12 protein-coding genes are annotated in these 16,258 nt (G+C 46.4%); 4 read left to right on the top strand and 8 right to left on the bottom strand.

The window, feature by feature from the left end:
* Positions 1-312 precede the first annotated feature (312 nt).
* From ABV001_RS14610 to ABV001_RS14635, 6 genes are all read right to left on the bottom strand, one after another.
* Positions 313-1,029 carry a head GIN domain-containing protein gene (locus tag ABV001_RS14610; protein ID WP_352423500.1) on the bottom strand — a complete coding sequence of 239 codons (717 nt, stop codon included), beginning with the start codon at positions 1,027-1,029 and terminating at the stop codon, positions 313-315.
* Between the two features lie 153 nt (positions 1,030-1,182).
* Positions 1,183-2,493 (bottom strand): TolC family protein, encoded by a 1,311-nt coding sequence (locus tag ABV001_RS14615; protein WP_352423501.1) that lies wholly within the window; start codon positions 2,491-2,493, stop codon positions 1,183-1,185.
* A gap of 5 nt (positions 2,494-2,498) precedes the next feature.
* Positions 2,499-3,605 (bottom strand): efflux RND transporter periplasmic adaptor subunit, encoded by a 1,107-nt coding sequence (locus ABV001_RS14620; RefSeq protein WP_352423502.1) that lies wholly within the window; start codon positions 3,603-3,605, stop codon positions 2,499-2,501.
* 235 nt (positions 3,606-3,840) lie between these two features.
* Complete coding sequence (locus ABV001_RS14625) at positions 3,841-5,088, bottom strand: ABC transporter permease (RefSeq protein ID WP_323424630.1); 1,248 nt, start codon at positions 5,086-5,088, stop codon at positions 3,841-3,843.
* A 49-nt stretch (positions 5,089-5,137) separates the two neighbouring features.
* Entirely contained in the window at positions 5,138-6,400 is a 1,263-nt protein-coding gene (locus ABV001_RS14630; RefSeq protein WP_323424631.1) for an ABC transporter permease, read from the bottom strand.
* Positions 6,397-7,119 carry an ABC transporter ATP-binding protein gene (locus ABV001_RS14635; RefSeq protein ID WP_352423503.1) on the bottom strand — a complete coding sequence of 241 codons (723 nt, stop codon included), beginning with the start codon at positions 7,117-7,119 and terminating at the stop codon, positions 6,397-6,399. The genes ABV001_RS14630 and ABV001_RS14635 overlap by 4 nt, the downstream gene beginning before the upstream one ends.
* 372 nt (positions 7,120-7,491) lie before the next feature.
* Here ABV001_RS14635 and ABV001_RS14640 point away from each other — a divergent pair, with 372 nt between their 5' ends.
* Complete coding sequence (locus ABV001_RS14640; protein WP_352423504.1) at positions 7,492-8,886, top strand: alpha/beta hydrolase family protein; 1,395 nt, start codon at positions 7,492-7,494, stop codon at positions 8,884-8,886.
* Between the two features lie 85 nt (positions 8,887-8,971).
* On the opposite strand, the gene ABV001_RS14645 is transcribed toward ABV001_RS14640, so the two are convergent.
* A complete protein-coding gene (locus ABV001_RS14645) occupies positions 8,972-9,634 on the bottom strand; it encodes a polysaccharide deacetylase family protein (protein WP_352423690.1) in 663 nt (220 codons plus the stop codon).
* Positions 9,635-9,699: 65 nt separating this feature from the next.
* Positions 9,700-13,173, bottom strand: a complete 3,474-nt coding sequence (locus tag ABV001_RS14650) for a glycosyltransferase family 117 protein (protein ID WP_352423505.1) — start codon at positions 13,171-13,173, stop codon at positions 9,700-9,702.
* A 682-nt stretch (positions 13,174-13,855) separates the two neighbouring features.
* Between ABV001_RS14650 and ndk the strand changes: the two genes are divergently transcribed.
* From ndk to ABV001_RS14665, 3 genes are all read left to right on the top strand, one after another.
* A complete protein-coding gene (ndk, locus tag ABV001_RS14655; protein WP_352423506.1) occupies positions 13,856-14,317 on the top strand; it encodes a nucleoside-diphosphate kinase in 462 nt (153 codons plus the stop codon).
* Positions 14,318-14,365: 48 nt separating this feature from the next.
* A complete protein-coding gene (locus ABV001_RS14660) occupies positions 14,366-15,412 on the top strand; it encodes a peptidoglycan DD-metalloendopeptidase family protein (RefSeq protein ID WP_352423507.1) in 1,047 nt (348 codons plus the stop codon).
* 94 nt (positions 15,413-15,506) lie between these two features.
* A complete protein-coding gene (locus ABV001_RS14665) occupies positions 15,507-16,073 on the top strand; it encodes a DUF1599 domain-containing protein (protein ID WP_352423508.1) in 567 nt (188 codons plus the stop codon).
* Positions 16,074-16,258 lie beyond the last annotated feature (185 nt).

A 16,258-nucleotide genomic window follows, 5' to 3' on the forward strand; every position in this document is an offset into this window, starting at 1 on the left:
GGCATCGATTTATAAAGCACTCCACTACAAAGACAGACCTTTTAGAAAAATCAAAATTTGTAGTACACAGCAAGACTTTCAAAAAAATAAGAATGCTGTTTTACAGAGAAATACATCCTGAAGGGGTCAAAGTTGGGTTAATATTGTTACCACAAAAGGGGATAATTCTTATACGCTGGAATATATAGAACATGATACTGAAATAAGTGAAGTAGAATAAGCGAAAAAACCCGAATACTTTCACAAGCCTCCGGGTTCGAAATTTTTTGTAATTAAAAGTAGAAGTAGAGTATTTATTGAGTAAGCAAGGGGTTAATTCCCTGCTTTTATTTTTCCTAATCCCTCTTTGTTGAGTTCTTTATCCGCCGGGTTACCATAATACCTGACGCTCCCAATACCCTCGGAACGTACCTTAAGGTGTTCTGAGGCATAGCAGCTAACGTTGCCGACTCCCTGCGACGTGACAACGGCACTTCGTGCGGTGAGTTCTGCTGTATTTACGTTGCCCACCCCTTCGGATTGGATTTCCACTTTGTCGGCCTTGCCGCCTAATGTGGTGTTGCCCACTCCCTCTGAAGAGATGTAAATGGAGCCGACATCGAGCCTGTCTGCTGTGAGATTGCCTACTCCTTCCGAGTCAATGGTCAGTTCGGGAGTGGAGAAAGTGCCTTCGATCTCAATATTTCCTACGCCGTCGAAATCAATTCTGGTAAGGGTGGGGGTTGAGATGGAGATCAGCAGTTTGTCGGAATGCTTATTGTTCTTTTTCAGGTGACGGTCTTCCATTGTAAGAATCAGTTTGTCATTGTCCATCCTTACGTCGAGGATATTGAGCAGTTCTTCACTACCCTCTGCAGTCACGCTGACAGTAGGGGATTGCTTGATGTGAATGTTGGCTATCACCGACGATTCGATGGCCGTAAATTCACTTACTTCAAATTGATCCGCAGCTTGGCGCGATTGGGCACCTACGGAGATGCAGGCTGTGAAAAGCACTGTGATGAGGATTAAAGTAGCTGAAATTTTCATATTGTTTTTGTTAAGAAGTTAAGAAGTTAAGAAGTGGAGAAGTTGGAAGTTGAGAAGTTAAGAATTAATTCTAATATGACAATGAGAATAATATGCCAATGAAATTGGATCATATAATGATTTAATAAATCAATTGGCACATTAATTTACTCTTCAATCCCTTAATAATTCAAGGATTTTGAGGCGGAACGCATATTCGTATTTGGCTTGCGCTTCTTCTCCCAGCACTTGGGTGAGATTGTTCTTGGCGAGGAACAGTTCATAAGAGTTGGCCCGTCCGCTCTCGTATTTCTCTTCCGCGAAACGGTAAGCTTCCCGACTGGCTTCTATGGATTTCAGTGCGGCGTCCCACCGGCTTTTGGCGCCGGTAGCATTGTAGTAGGCCTGCTCAATCCGTTTGCGCAATTCTACTTTGGCCTTGTCCATCTCGAGTTGTGTGTTGGTGATGGCCAGTTCGGCGCTATGGACACTGTTCCTGACCTGGAACCGGTTGAAGATGGGGATGCGGAGGCTGAACCCGAGCGAACTGCTCCTGTTGTTGCGCAATTGCGAACCGAAAGAGTCGTTATCCCTGCCGCTCATCTTGTAGTAACCGCTTCCGATATTGGCACCGAACGAGAGGGAAGGGTAGTATTGCGCTTTTGCCATCAGCAGTTCCTTCTCACTACTCTCTAACCGGTAGCGCATTCCCCGGATCTCCGGACGATTTACCAACGCACTTTCGTATACCGCTTCCGACCGGAGAAGGGTGGCTTCATTGATCAGCGTTTCTGCGGGAGGGGCAGTGATGTTGAAATGGTTGAATTCTTCCAGTTCCATGATTTGGGCAAGGTCGAGCAACGCCAGTTTGAGGTTGCTTTCCGCCTGTACCCGGTTCAGTTCTTCCTTTGCCACTTGCGCTTCCAGTTCATAGAGTTCACCCTGTGCCATCTTGCCGCTTTTCACCAATTCGCTACGACGTTGCAGGTTGGCCCTGCTGGTCTCGATCTGGTTCTCGGCGATCTGGAGCAGTTCTTGGTTGAGCAGTGCCTGAAGGAAAGCGGTGGAGACGCTCATGACGACGTCGTCGCGCATCTTTGCCAGATCAGCTTCCGAGGCGTACATATCGGCTTTTCTTGCATCGATGTTGTGCTTCATCCGCAAACCGTCGAAAAGGGTGATATCCCCGCCGATATTGAAGCTAGTCTGTGACGAGTTGGTGTTTTCATATACATTGTCGAGCCCGATGGAGCGGCCAAATACAAAGTTCTGTCCTGCCGACGCATTCAGGTTCGGCAGCAGGTCGGCACGTGCCTGACCATAAGCGATCTCCCGCTGTTGCCTGCCCAGTTCCTGTTGTTTGATATTGCGGTTGTTCTCCAGCGCAATATCGATGCATTCCTGCAACGTATACTTGTGCTGAGCTTCTGCCGGAAGCAGTGAAGCGCTGATAAACAGGGCGCTGATAATAGTTCTGATATACATGGTAATTACTTTTTCTTATTTTCAATAATCTCCGTGCCACGGATCTTGTCATTTTCTTTCAGTCCTTCGGTCACTTCGATGCGGATTCCGTCCGAAAGTCCGATTTTCACATGTTTCCGTTCGAATTCTTGCGGTTTTTCGCTCTTTACCATATAAACGAACGCAGAGTCGCCACTGAATTCGACTGAACTCTCGGGAATAGTCACCACTTCTTTACGCTGGTCAAGGATAATCTCGGCGTTGGCGCTGTAGCCTGCCCGGATAAAAAGATCTTCCGGTAGTTTCAGGGCAGCTTTCATTTCGAAAAGGATGGCCCCGCTTTCTTCTACACCTTTGGGTGCGACATATTCTAATGAGGCGGGAATCTTCAAGTCCTGGATGGCACCGATGGTAATCTCCATGGGCATCTCTACCGAAAGTTTGCCTACCTCCGTCTCGTCGATCTTACCCACGAAAAGCATGTCGCCCAGGTCGGCTACCGAGGCTACGGTAGTGCCGTCGTTGAAGTTATTCGACTGGATCACCGAATTACCCGCTTTGACGGGCACGTCAAGGATAGTGCCGCTCACTGTGGAACGTACCAGCGTATTGCTGGTCTGTGCTGAACTCTTGGTAATCCCGGTACGTACCAGACTCAGGTTGTCGTTGGCGGCGCGAAGCTCTTCCTGGTCGTTTTTGTACTGTAGTTCCACCTTCTCGAACTCTTCCCTTGAGATCACGTCATTGTCGAAGAGTTTTTTATCACGCTCATAATTGATTTTGCTTTGGTTGGCTGCCAACCGGGCCCTTTCTACACGCGACTCGGCACTGCTCTCGTTCACCATGTCGGGCACCACCTGTATCCGGGCAATGATATCTCCCGCCTGCACGGTTTCGCCTGCTTCTTTGTAGACCTCGGCAATAATGCCCGACATCTGCGGTTTGATAAGGATCTCATTACGCGGTTCCACTTTTCCTGTAGCCACGGTTCGTTTTTCGATATCGCCTTTTGTGGCAGCTTCGATCTTGTAAGTCACTGTTTTCGGACGCGATTTCTGCCAGAGAAACACAAAAGTAGATATAACCAAGAGCCCTAACAGGGACAATCCAACAATTCGCAATATTTTCTTCATACTATATATATTTTATTGTTATTTGCTTCGCGTTATTCGATTCTATTGTTATTCGATTCGCGTTATTCAATAGTTATTCGGCTTCGCCGTTATTTCCCGCTTTGCGGGATAGTACAACCGAACAACCACTGAATAGCAATTGAATTGCAATTGAATTACAATTGAATAACAACTGAATTACCACTGAATTACAATTGAATTACAACTGAACAACAACTGAATAACCACCGAACAACTATTCCTCACTGATCGCCTCTACGGGTTTGATCATCATGGCACGTTGTGCGGGTATATATCCCGCCATGGCACCAATCACGATAAGGATAATGAGTGAACCCACGGCCATGCCGAAGGAGACTTGTGGGTCTTTAAAGAACTGGTCGCCCTGGCTGAGTACGATCCCCGTTGCCCGTAGCAATCCCACTCCCAGCACAATGCCGAGTAGTCCCGCCAATACGGTGAGTACCACACTCTCACTGAGGATTTGGCCGATGATATTCCTGGGGGTGGCTCCCAGAGCCCTGCGGATACCGATCTCTTTGGTGCGCTCCCGGACAGTGACCAGCATGATGTTACTCACACCGATAGCGCCGGCGAAGAGCGTACCCAATCCCACGATCCATATCAGGGCCGCGATGCCGATGCCGAGGTAGTTGAACATCTTGAATTGTTCCTCTATGTTCAAAGTCCATATTGCATCCTTGTCGTCGGGTGAAACCTGATGCTGCTGTTTCAGTATCTCGGTAACCTGATCCTGCACTTTCTTTACCGGTACTTCGTCCTTGGCAGTGACAGCCAGTAGATGAACGATATTTCCCTGGTTGAATGCCTGCTGCATGGTGGAGAATGGGAGTACAACCGATTCAGTGGTATTACCTCCAATGCTGACGCCCGAGGTGCCGCGGGCTACTCCTATTACCTGAAAGTAGATGCCGTTCACACGTACCTGTTTTCCGGTAGGATCTTCCCCTTTCTGGAAGAGCACTTCATAGATTCGCTCACCGATCACACATACTTTTCGTTTTTCCGCAATATCTATATCGTTGATATATCGTCCGTAGACCATTTTGCTTTTCTCTATCAGGTCGTATTCCGGATAACTGCCTTTTATGCGGTAGGAGCCGTTTTTATCGCCCCTGACCACGTTTTTGTCATTGCCCCCGCTGAACAGCATGGGAGAGATATACTGTAGTTCACTCACCTTTTCTTTGATCACCGGGATATCGCTATTGGTGATATTCCACCTTCTGCCTTTCTGAAATCCTTTGTAGGGAACGGTTGTGCGCTCCGCTTCGAAGAAGCAGGAATTGGTGGCAAATCCTTCGATCTGCGAAAAAATCCCTTGTTCAAGCGCATTGCCTGCTCCCACCATCAGTATCAGCATCAGCATTCCCCAAAAAACACCGAAGGCGGTCAACGCACTCCGTGATTTGTTGTGCGTGATAGTGATCCATATTTCCTGCCACCTGTCTAAATCAAACATTTTTTTAAGAGTAAAGAGTAAAGAATCAAGACTTTTAGCACCACATTGATTATTCCTGCCGCATTGCTTCAATCGGCTTCACTTTCACTGCCTTGCGGGCGGGCAGGTAGCCGGCAATTACGCCTGAGATAATCAGCACGAGTGTGGCGAACAGTGCATAGCCCACATTCACCGTAGGATTGGAAAATATAGACATCTGCGGTTCGTCGGACACAGCTTGTGCATTGGCCGCCTGTTCCATAAAGAAGTTGACCGTTTCGGTCAGCCCGATTCCCATTATCAATCCTATATACCCGAAAACGGTAGTGATAAAGATTGATTCCAGGATAATGGTCTTCAGGATAGAGGTTGGTGTGGCGCCGATGGCTTTCCGTATCCCGATCTCACGGGTACGTTCCTTGACGGATACCAGCATGATGTTGCTTACGCCTACGATCCCCGCGATGAGTGTGAGGATACCGATAATAGTGACCAGGAAGGTGATTCCCCCGAATATTTTCATCGTCTCCACATATTCCGTTTGTGCATTATATACCCAGAGCGCTTGCTGGTCTTCCGGGTTAAAATTCAGCCGGCGTCCCATCAGTGCCCTCAGGGATTCATTGAACCGGTCGTTCTCCTCTTCTGTAACCAGTCCGTCTACGGTGAAAGTGATCTGATAGAACTTACGGTTAGGATTAAAAATGGTCTGTGCAGTAGAGAATGGAATGTAAGTATTCGATCCGCCCCATTGTTCCTTTTTAGAATTCACGCCTACCACCTTGAACATCAGTTGTCCCACCTTGACATATTTACCCAGAGGTGATTCTTCCTTGAAAAGGAGATCGGCAACTTTTTTATCCAGTACGATTACTTTATTCGATTGGTTGATATCCAGTTGATTAATGAAACGTCCTTCTTCCGGGGCAATGGTCAGTTTCTCAATATCAAAATAGTTCGGCATTACTCCTCTCACCTGGTAGGAGCCGTATTCATTCCCGTAAGAGATGGTTTGGGATGTGTTGAACCGGGGCGTAATGAGCCGGCTCTCCTCTACTTCTTTCCTGATAAAATCCAGTTCGTCCTCTGTAAAATAGAGGTTCCTTTCCGATTTCAGTCCCTTGTGGGGCATAGATGTGGTGCCGGGCCAGAGGTTGACCCGGTTCACTGCCCGGGAACTGAAGTTTTGCATTACTCCGTTCCGCAGTCCGTTACCTGCCCCCAGCAAGACAATAAGGATAAAGATACCCCATGACACCGAAAGTCCGGTGAGGGTAGTGCGCATCTTGTTCTTTTTCAGCGTGGACAGTATTTCCTGAAGCTGGTCGCTCATACCATTTGCGATTTTTGGGATGGGGTAGTGATATGTACGCCGTTATCCTTGCGTGTTTCGTATTCGATCATGCCGTCTTTCAGGTGGATGATACGGTTGGTGGCATCTGCCACCGACGGTTCATGTGTTACGATAATGGTGGTGATCCCTTCACTGTTGAGGTTCGTCAAAACTTCCATCACTTCCACCGTAGTCTTGCTGTCGAGGGCGCCCGTAGGTTCGTCGGCCAGGATGATCTTTGGATTCGAGATCAGGGCACGGGCAATAGCTACCCGTTGTTTTTGCCCGCCCGACATCTCGTTCGGCATGTGGTGTGCCCAGTCTTTCAAACCCATCCTGTCGAGATGTTCCAACGCGATGATATTCCTTTTTTTGCGGCTCACCTTCTTATAATAGAGAGGTAACGCCACATTTTCCAATGCGTTCTTGAAGTTGATCAGATTGAACGACTGGAAGACAAACCCGATCATCTCATTGCGGTAAAGCGCCGCCTGTGTCTCGCTGAGATTTTTAATCAGTGTGCCATTCAGGAAGTATTCGCCCGAATCGTATGTGTCGAGGATGCCCAGGATATTCAATAGGGTGGATTTTCCCGATCCCGACGCCCCCATGATGGAGACATATTCACCGGAAGCTATTTCCAGATCGATTCCTTTCAGGACATGAAGCGACAGGGCTTCTGTTCGGTAGGATTTATGTAATTGCCGGATTTCAATCATATAATAATATTTCTTGTGACCTCTATAGTTGTTTCTTTTGCTTAGACCATCTTTCACTCAAAATGGTTACAGGATTTTTCGCTTATTTTATTTGCACGGCACAAATGTATGTCAAAACATTGTACTATGCAATACATAATACTATATTGTTTTTATTTTTAACATTGTTTGTGATTTAGTGGAAAAGTGGTTAGGTGCCTAAGTGGCTAAGTGGTTAGGTGGCTAAGACTGGAGGACTGGGAGCGGGGGAGACTGGGAGAGGGGTGTTGAATCGTTGAATTGGAAAAAATAGTTGATACTAATGAATATTTGTTGTAAGTTTGCGAAAAAATGAAGCACATTTTCGTTGTTTAGTCCTTATTGCAGGAGCCTATGAAGAAATTGATTATTGCCGTACTTTGCATCTGCTTCGCAGGTGCTCTTTTCTCCCAGGATATAACAGGTTCATGGGGCGGAAAGCTGCAAATTCAAAATACCAGACTTGGGATTGTTTTCCATATCGTGAAAAACGACACAGTTTACGAAACAAAGATGGACAGCCCCGACCAGGGCGCTTTCGGACTGGCTACATCCAAAACTGTTTTTTCAAATGATCAGTTGGAAATCTCAGCAGGCGGAATGGGTATTTCCTATACCGGAACTTTTCAGGGTGATTCTATTGAGGGTATATTTCGTCAGGGTGGACTGCAATTGCCGTTGGTGTTGAAGCCCACTCAAAAAACTGACTTGTCCCGTCCCCAGGAACCTAAACCGCCTTTCCCATATTTGACAGAAGATATTACTTTCCGGAATGGGGTGAACGGAAACAGACTGTCCGGCACATTGACGGTTCCGGACGAAACGGGGATATTCCCGGCGGTAATCCTCATAGCCGGAAGTGGACCAAATGACCGCGATGAGGCTATTTTCGGTCACAAACCCTTTTGGGTGATCGCCGACCATCTGACACGCAACGGATTTGCGGTCTTGCGCTATGACAAACGGGGTATTGGCCAATCGAATGGTGATTACGCCAATGCTACTACGGCAGATTTTGCTTCTGATGCCGAGGCGGCGTTTCATTTTCTCCAAGCGCAAACTCGTATCGACAAAAAGCGGATAGCCCTGATCGGACACAGTGAAGGGGGAGTAATTGCACCCATGGTGGCAGCAAATGATACAACGGTCGGAGCGATAGTATTGATGGCGGGAATGGGAGTAGAGGGAAGCAGGCTTCTCCTGGAACAGAATGCGGACCTCTTGAAGATGGGGCAGGTGCGGCAGGATACCATCGATCGGATACTGGCAGTGTTAGAGACGGTCTATCCAAGCCTGAAAAATTGGAAAGGGACAGAAGAAGAGAAAAAAGAACTCAGCGATAAATTCGGTAAATTGTGGGAAGCAATGCCTGCCTCATCCCGTGGGGCAAACAGCCGGGAACAATTTATCAGCAGGAATATGGGGTCGATGCTCCTGCCATGGTACCGGGCCTTTTTATCATTAAATCCCGCCGGATACCTTGAAAAAGTGAAATGCCCCGTGCTGGCTGTCAATGGTGAAAAAGACATACAAGTGGACTCCCGGCAAAATCTGGAGATGATAAGGAAGTCGTTGGAAAAAGGAGGTAATAAAAATTATACGATCAAACCATACCCCGGCCTGAATCACCTTTTCCAGGAATGTGAAACCGGTTCGGTGGGAGAATATGGAAAGATTGAGCAAACAATATCACCCCGGTTTTTGTCGGACATAACGGACTGGCTGCAACATGTTTTTGCAGGGAAATAAAGGGAGTATAAGCTGCCGATCGGAGCGTTTGAATCGGCTTTCATTGCCTGTAGGTTTTTTGAATGGATATGAGGAAAGCGTTCTGTTAAATATAGGCAGTTTGTCGGGCCGGAAGGGAAATGGAATTTATATCCGGGATCAACTCGAAAGCATATCCTTCTTGCTGCAACCACTCAATGGCACGTGGAAGGGCGTATTTCATATTCTTCTCGGCTTTCAATGAATCGTGAAACACGATGATGGACCCGTCGCGCGTGTACTTCTTCACGTTGTCCAGCACCTGTTGGGGGTTCATAAAACGACTGTAATCCCTTGTGACCACATCCCACATGATCACTTTATAGCCTGCATTCTTCAGCGCCAGGTTTTGCGGTATGCGCATGTGTCCGTGGGGAGGTCGGAATAGCGGCGAATCGATCAGCTCCGCTGCTTTATTGGTATTTTTCAACAGAAAGGATGTCCTGCTTTTCCAGCCTTGTACATGGTTGAAGGTATGATTTCCGGTAAGGTGCCCCTTCCCAAGAAGTTGACGGTACAGGTCCGGATATTTTCGTACGTTATCACCCACGCAGAAAAAAGTGGCTTTTATATTGTAGCGATCCAACAGATCCAATACCCAGGGAGTTACCTCGGGTATGGGACCATCATCAAAAGTGAGATAGACCGTTTTCTGGCCGGGGATGCTTATCCGCCAGCGGGCTTCCGGAAAAAGAAGCCTGTAAAAATGTGGGGGTTGCTCAATTAGCATGAAATGGGATTGTATGTTGAAATGAGGTACGGCTGTGAGTCGGCTCACAACCGTACTTATTACTGCTACTGGGCCGGCTGCTGGTATTGTTCCAGCAGGCGGGGACTGAATTGCTGCATCATGTTGAGTGTTTTTTGCATCGTCTCTTCCTCTGTGGCACGGTGTACCGTATCGTCGGGAGAGGTGGAGTAATATCCGCGTACCGAACCGTCGGTGATCTCTTTTAAAAGGGTATCACCTACATAGGGAACGCCCAGCATATAGAAAGTTTGTGCGCGTTGCAGCAAGTCGTCGACCAGTATCCTGTATTTCTCCTTATTATATTGTTGATAAATATTTGAGATAAGCATCAGAGGATTGATATTGTTATATACCACATCAGAGAGTGAATTCGATAATTGTACGGGTGTCAACCGTACAAACCAGTCGAGGTTTTTGTTCACCCTGTCGCTGATGTCATTGATAAGGGCCTCTGCCTTTTCTTTTTCTCCCAGGCGGTAATACGCCCTGGCAAAAATTAACCCGTCGGTACCATAAGACACGGCCGAAGAGGGGATCATCGTGGTGACTTTATCCAGTGCGGTAAGCGCCTTCTCCTTTTCTCCCGCAGCAACCAATGCATCGACAAGATGCGTGAAGTAAAGTCTGTAGGTGGAAAGCATTCTCCGGCAGGTCTCATCAAGGTAGAGGTCTGGATTGTTTTCGAGTCCTCCCCACCTGAATTTGTTCACCATGTTGTCGTATGCTGCTTCGATGTTCACTCCATTATATAGCGGTGTGCCCGGTACCACCTGGTAGGTGAGCCCGTTGAGTGAGAAGCTATGATTCTTCTGCAGGTTCATATAAAGGTCGGGAGTGATGGTGGTAGCGAAATGGATGGGCCGCTGCCAATTGCCATCATTGATGTTGTCAAGCATCTCCATGATCATCTGCTCATTAAAAGATACATACGATTTATCTTTCAGGTCGATATACATCTTGTTGGAAGGCTTCGCGGCAAGTCCTTTCCAGTCCACCTGTGCGGTATCCACGTCGAGAGCCAGCACATTGCCCGGAATGATGGGCATATCGCCTGTAGTGAACGGGTTGTTCGGCCGTGTGTTCTGACCCGTCCGCAGGTTCTCCATGATCCGGCTCAAAGAAAGTGTATCCCTGAAAGCACTGATATCGTAGTAAGAACCGAAGGAAACGGGGGGGATATTGTTGTGGCGGAGCACATCTTCAATTTCCTTTTTGGTGATGATATATGCCAAGCTTCCCGCCTTGCCTGCATATTGCTGACTGGTCCAACGGATGGGCAATGGTTCCGACTCATACGCCTGTCGCAGCAACTGGTCCACATACCATTCCGTCTGTAGGAAGCTGAGGTTGGTGACCCGCACGTCGGTACGGAATCCCTCGGTTTCCTGCACGTACCAGAGTGGGTAGGTGTCGTTATCCCCATTGGTGAAAAGGATGGCGTTCTCGCCCACGCAGCTCAGGTAGTTCATGCCGGTATCCCTCGCCAGTGTCCTTCCCGAACGGTCGTGGTCGTCCCAGTTCTGTGACGCCATCTGGATGGGTACACAAAGTGTGGCTACCGTGGCAAGTGCTGTGGCGGCAGTTGTATTCTTTATATATTTTCTCAGGAAGTAACTGATACCTGCCACTCCCATTCCTATCCAGATGGCGAAGGCATAGAATGAGCCGGCATAGGCATAATCACGCTCCCTTGGCTCATAAGGTGTCTGGTTGAGATAGAGGATGATGGCCAATCCGGTCATGAAAAAGAGCATAAAGACAATGGCAAAACTCTGTTTTCCTCTCTTTTTCAGCTGCAACTGGTAAAGGATGCCGATGATACCAAGCAAAAGCGGCAACAGATAGTATTTATTGTGTCCCTTGTTGTTGACGATGTCGGGTGCGATATTATCCTGTGGCCCCAGGCCCAGCACATGTTCGTCGAAGAAAGGAATTCCGGTGATCCAGTTGCCGTTGGTAATTTCACCGTGACCCTGTATATCATTCTGCCTTCCGGAAAAGTTCCACATAAAATAACGCCAGTACATATGGTTGATCTGGTAGCTGAAGAGGAACTTCAGGTTCTGCCAGAAAGTAGGTTGCTTGTTCAGGTCGGTCACACCGGCCCACTGTTCATAACCGAGGCTGTGGTTCCTGAATGATGGGTTACCGGAATTGGAGTGCATCCTCGGGAACAGCATGGTGTTGGTATATTGGTAACTGGGCAACACCACTTTTTCATACCGGTCTTTCTGTTCAGGTGAAGTTTTTACTACTTGCTGGTAGGTGGTTTTCTCTCCCTTCCTGACCAATGACCCATCGGCGTTCCGTGCCAGTTGAGAGGCATAGGTTGTACCATGGATAAGAGGTGTTTGTCCGTATTGCTCCCGGTTAAGGAAACTCCCCAGGGAGAAGATATCCTCCGGTTTATTCAGGTCGAGCGGAGGATTGGCGTTTGATCGGATAGGTATCAGTGCATAGGCCGAAAACCCGATCAGGATGACCATCAGGCTTGTGACGGCCAGATTGATTTGATTGACCTGTAATTTTTTGTATCCGAATGCCAGATAGGCTCCTGCCGCAATGAGTGCTAACCATAACCAGGCACTGCTGCCGATGAAAAGGATACCTGTCATACCCAGGCTAAGGAAGAAAGAGATACGTGCCCTCTTTTCCTTCCCTTTTGGAGACAACGTCTCGTAGAGAGCCCATCCGATCACGGCGGACAAAAGAATAAGATACACAAACACCCCTGTATGGTAAGAAAACCCCAACGAATTCACAAAGAAGAGTTCAAACCAACCGCCCACTTTTGCGAAACCGGGGATAATCCCCCACATTACTATGACGATAAGTCCAAAAGAGAGCAGCAGGGCTTTGACCGCACCTTTCCAATCAGGTGTTTCGTTCTTCCTGAAATAATAAACCAGCACAATTGCCGGGATACACAACAGGTTGAGCAGGTGTACACCGATAGATAACCCTATCACATAGGCGATCAGTACGATCCATTTGTCGGAATGGGGTTTATCCGCATTGTCCTCCCATTTGAGGATTAACCAGAACACCAGGGCGGTGAGCATCGACGAGAAGGCATATACTTCACCTTCCACGGCCGAGAACCAGAATGTGTCGGAAAAAGTGTATGCCAGCGCACCCACGAGGCCACTGCCGATCACAGCAATAGTTTGGCCCACGTTAAGCTCGTCTCCCTCTTTTGCAATAATCAGTTTGCGGGTCAGATGGGTGATGGTCCAGAAAAGGAATAAGATGGTGAATGCACTCAGCAATGCCGACATGATATTGACCATTTTGGCTACCTGCGACGGATCCTGTGCCAATTGCGTGAAGAGATTTCCCACCAGCATAAAAATAGGGGCACCCGGTGGATGACCCACTTCCAGTTTATAGGCTTGGGTTATAAACTCACCGCAATCCCAGAAACTGGCAGTGGACTCAATAGTGAGCAGATAAACCACTGCCGCGACAGCAAATACAATCCAACCTGTAATATTATTGATAAGCTTGTACCTCATCATTTTTCATTCTTTTGATGATTGATGTATAGTTCCAATTTTAACCCGAATCACGCTGATTGATTGCGAATTTTGGGCAAAGATACTTAAATCTATTTATTTCGAGTAGGAATGGAACCCCATTTTATAAGAAGGGTATTAAAAATAGTAAAATTGTTCGATTGTTATTCGATTGTAATTCGGTTGTAATTCGGTTGTTATTCGATTGTAATTCAGTTGTAATTCGGTTGTTATTCGGTTGTTATTCGGTTGTAATTCGGTTGTTATTTGATTGCAATTCAGTTGTAGTTCAATAGTTGCTCGATTGTTGTTGTTCGGTCGCATTGCATGCGAAGCATGAATAACTATTGAATAACGTGAGCGAAGCGAGCGAATAACTACTGAATAACGCGAAGCGAATAACAGCGAAGCGAATAACTCGCCCCGTCAGGCGGTAAATAATGGTTAATAATTGTCTATTGTGCTTAATATCAGCAAAATGTGTTGTAAAACATGTTTTGCCGTAAGATGTTGTAAATCTGAATAATATGAGTGATTCTGACGTTTGTTGTAGAAAATATCCTCAAAAAAAGGATGAAGATAATTTGGATGAGAAATAATAAAAAGTTTACTTTGGAGATGATTTAAAGAAAAAAATCAGTAATTAAAAGGTCGTTTTCATTATAGTTTATCATTTTTATCATTCATGGAGATTACATTAGTAATTCTGAAACCATCTGCTGTACAGCGCGGAATCATGGGGGAAATTATCTCCCGTTTCGAAAAGAAGGGAATCCAGATTGTCGGCATGAAGATGGTAGAGTTGACTGATGAAATTCTGAATGAACACTATTCCCATTTGGCAGAAAAATCTTTTTTCGGTCGTATCAAGGAAGCTATGCGCGTAAGTCCGGTGGTAGTGATGGCACTTAAGGGAAAGGATGTGATAAGCGTAGTGAGGAAATTGGCAGGCGTTACAAATGGAAGGGAAGCGCAACCTGGTACTATAAGGGGTGATTTCAGTATGAGCGTGCAGGAAAATATTGTGCATGCTTCCGACTCTTCGGAAACGGCGCAAGCCGAATTGAAACGTTTTTTCTCTGAAGACGAGATTTTTAATTATTCTCATTATCTTATCCCATACCTTTATGCGAGTGATGAGATATAATGTCAAAAGTTTTTTAATGGATTATCAAAAAAATTCAGTGAAATAGCAATGGAAAGAAATCAAATTTTAGTTAAAGCAGGCACATTATTATCTGCAAGCTTGATGTTCGTTACATTGAACGCATTTTCACAATTAGCTCCGGAGTCAAGCGAAAATACCAGACCCGATTTAACATACAAACAACTACACAGTTCTACCCTGAGTGAGCAGCCGGGACTTTTTGCCGACGGGCTGAAGCTTAAATTGGATTTGTCCGTCCTGGATGAAGCGGAAGAAGACCGGTTTGAGTTTGATCCTGAGGCTATCCCTGCCGATGATATTTATGAGGGAATGTGGGGAAACAGGTTTGTCAATACGTACGGAAACCTGAAAAATGCACCGGATACTTTTATGGTGGATCTGGAGAATTTTACCATGCCGGTGGACGGGTACATGACATCCAATTTCGGACGGAGGGGTAGCCGCCGTTACCATTATGGGGTTGACCTGAAAGCACAAACGGGTGATACTATCTATGCCGCGTTTGATGGTAAGGTGAGGGTAAAGCAATATGAAAGAAGGGGTTATGGATATTATCTTGTGATCCGCCATTTGAACGGATTGGAAACTGTATACGGACATCTGTCCAAATTCCTTGTAAGTGAAAATGATTTTGTAAAGTCGGGAGAACCTATCGGGCTGGCCGGTAATACGGGACGTTCGTTCGGCTCTCACCTGCATTTCGAGACCCGCTTCCTGGGTAAACCCATTAATCCCAATTTCATTATCGACTTTGAGAAAAAAGCACCCCATAATGAAGAGTATCTGGTGACCAATTCCAGTTACAGGAAGACATCCAATAGTAGTAGAGTGGTGATCAAGAGCAACACGGTCGGAGCTGCTACTGCTTCAAACTACAGGGAGCCTTCGAAGAATACCAATACGACGAGTAATAAATACGTTTCGGGTGACGTGAATTATCACAGGATACAGAAAGGTGATACGCTGGGTGCCATTGCCAAACGCTACGGTGTCTCCGTAAATAAAATATGTTCATTGAATAATATCACTCCAAAGACTACGTTGCGCGTAGGCAAATCTATTCGCATTTCATAAATTGTGAACCGGACAGGTAAATAGAAAAGGGTACAGGGATAATTAACTTGTACCTTTTTTTATTACCTTTGCCCAAGCATTTAAATGAGATGAAATGAACCCAACCCTCCATCAATTTGACGAAGTGCTCGCTATTTGTCGGGGAGTATTCGAAAAGAAACTACAGGACTACGGTGCTGCATGGCGGATACTCCGCCCCGGTTCGGTGACCGATCAGATATTTATCAAAGCGAAACGGATCCGTACGCTTGAGACGACCAAAGATAATAAGGTGGACGAAGGTATCTTCCCCGAATATATCGGGATCGTGAATTACGGTATCATCGGATTGATCCAACTCGAACTGGGTTATGTGGATTCGGTGGATATTTCTCCTGAAAAGGCATTGGACCTTTACGACCGCTTTGTGGCGGAATCGAAAGCGCTGATGGACGCAAAAAATCATGATTATGGAGAAGCATGGAGAAGCATGAGAGTGAGTTCCTATACCGATCTTATTCTGATGAAGATACAGCGGACAAAAGAGATTGAGGCAAATGACGGACAAACGCTTATTTCCGAAGGAATTGATGCCAATTACAAAGATATGATCAACTATGCTGTTTTTGGGTTGATCAGGCTGCACTTTGATGATAATTCAGCGGTTGTAATTCAGTTGTAATTCGGTTGTTATTCAGTTGTAAGGTTGTAATTCGGTTGTTATTCAGTTGTACTATCCCGCAAAGCGGGAAATAACAGCGAAGCTGAATAACGGCGAAGCCGAATAACAATCGAATAACGGAGCCGAATAACACGAAGTGAATAACAAGTGAATAACAATTGAATAACAATTGAATAGCGGAGAAC

Source organism: Proteiniphilum sp. (genome assembly GCF_040307845.1).
In the GTDB taxonomy this organism is placed as follows: Bacteria; Bacteroidota; Bacteroidia; order Bacteroidales; family Dysgonomonadaceae; genus Proteiniphilum.

Bases quoted from the DNA above. Each gene is read 5' to 3' on its own strand.
- ABV001_RS14610 (WP_352423500.1), bottom strand. From the start codon at position 1,029: ATGAAAATTTCAGCTACTTTAATCCTCATCACAGTGCTTTTCACAGCC.
- ndk (WP_352423506.1), top strand. From the start codon at position 13,856: ATGGAGATTACATTAGTAATTCTGAAACCATCTGCTGTACAGCGCGGA.
- ABV001_RS14650 (WP_352423505.1), bottom strand. From the start codon at position 13,173: ATGATGAGGTACAAGCTTATCAATAATATTACAGGTTGGATTGTATTT.
- ABV001_RS14625 (WP_323424630.1), bottom strand. From the start codon at position 5,088: ATGTTTGATTTAGACAGGTGGCAGGAAATATGGATCACTATCACGCAC.
- ABV001_RS14645 (WP_352423690.1), bottom strand. From the start codon at position 9,634: ATGCTAATTGAGCAACCCCCACATTTTTACAGGCTTCTTTTTCCGGAA.
- ABV001_RS14640 (WP_352423504.1), top strand. From the start codon at position 7,492: ATGAAGAAATTGATTATTGCCGTACTTTGCATCTGCTTCGCAGGTGCT.
- ABV001_RS14665 (WP_352423508.1), top strand. From the start codon at position 15,507: ATGAACCCAACCCTCCATCAATTTGACGAAGTGCTCGCTATTTGTCGG.
- ABV001_RS14620 (WP_352423502.1), bottom strand. From the start codon at position 3,605: ATGAAGAAAATATTGCGAATTGTTGGATTGTCCCTGTTAGGGCTCTTG.
- ABV001_RS14635 (WP_352423503.1), bottom strand. From the start codon at position 7,119: ATGATTGAAATCCGGCAATTACATAAATCCTACCGAACAGAAGCCCTG.
- ABV001_RS14630 (WP_323424631.1), bottom strand. From the start codon at position 6,400: ATGAGCGACCAGCTTCAGGAAATACTGTCCACGCTGAAAAAGAACAAG.
- ABV001_RS14615 (WP_352423501.1), bottom strand. From the start codon at position 2,493: ATGTATATCAGAACTATTATCAGCGCCCTGTTTATCAGCGCTTCACTG.
- ABV001_RS14660 (WP_352423507.1), top strand. From the start codon at position 14,366: ATGGAAAGAAATCAAATTTTAGTTAAAGCAGGCACATTATTATCTGCA.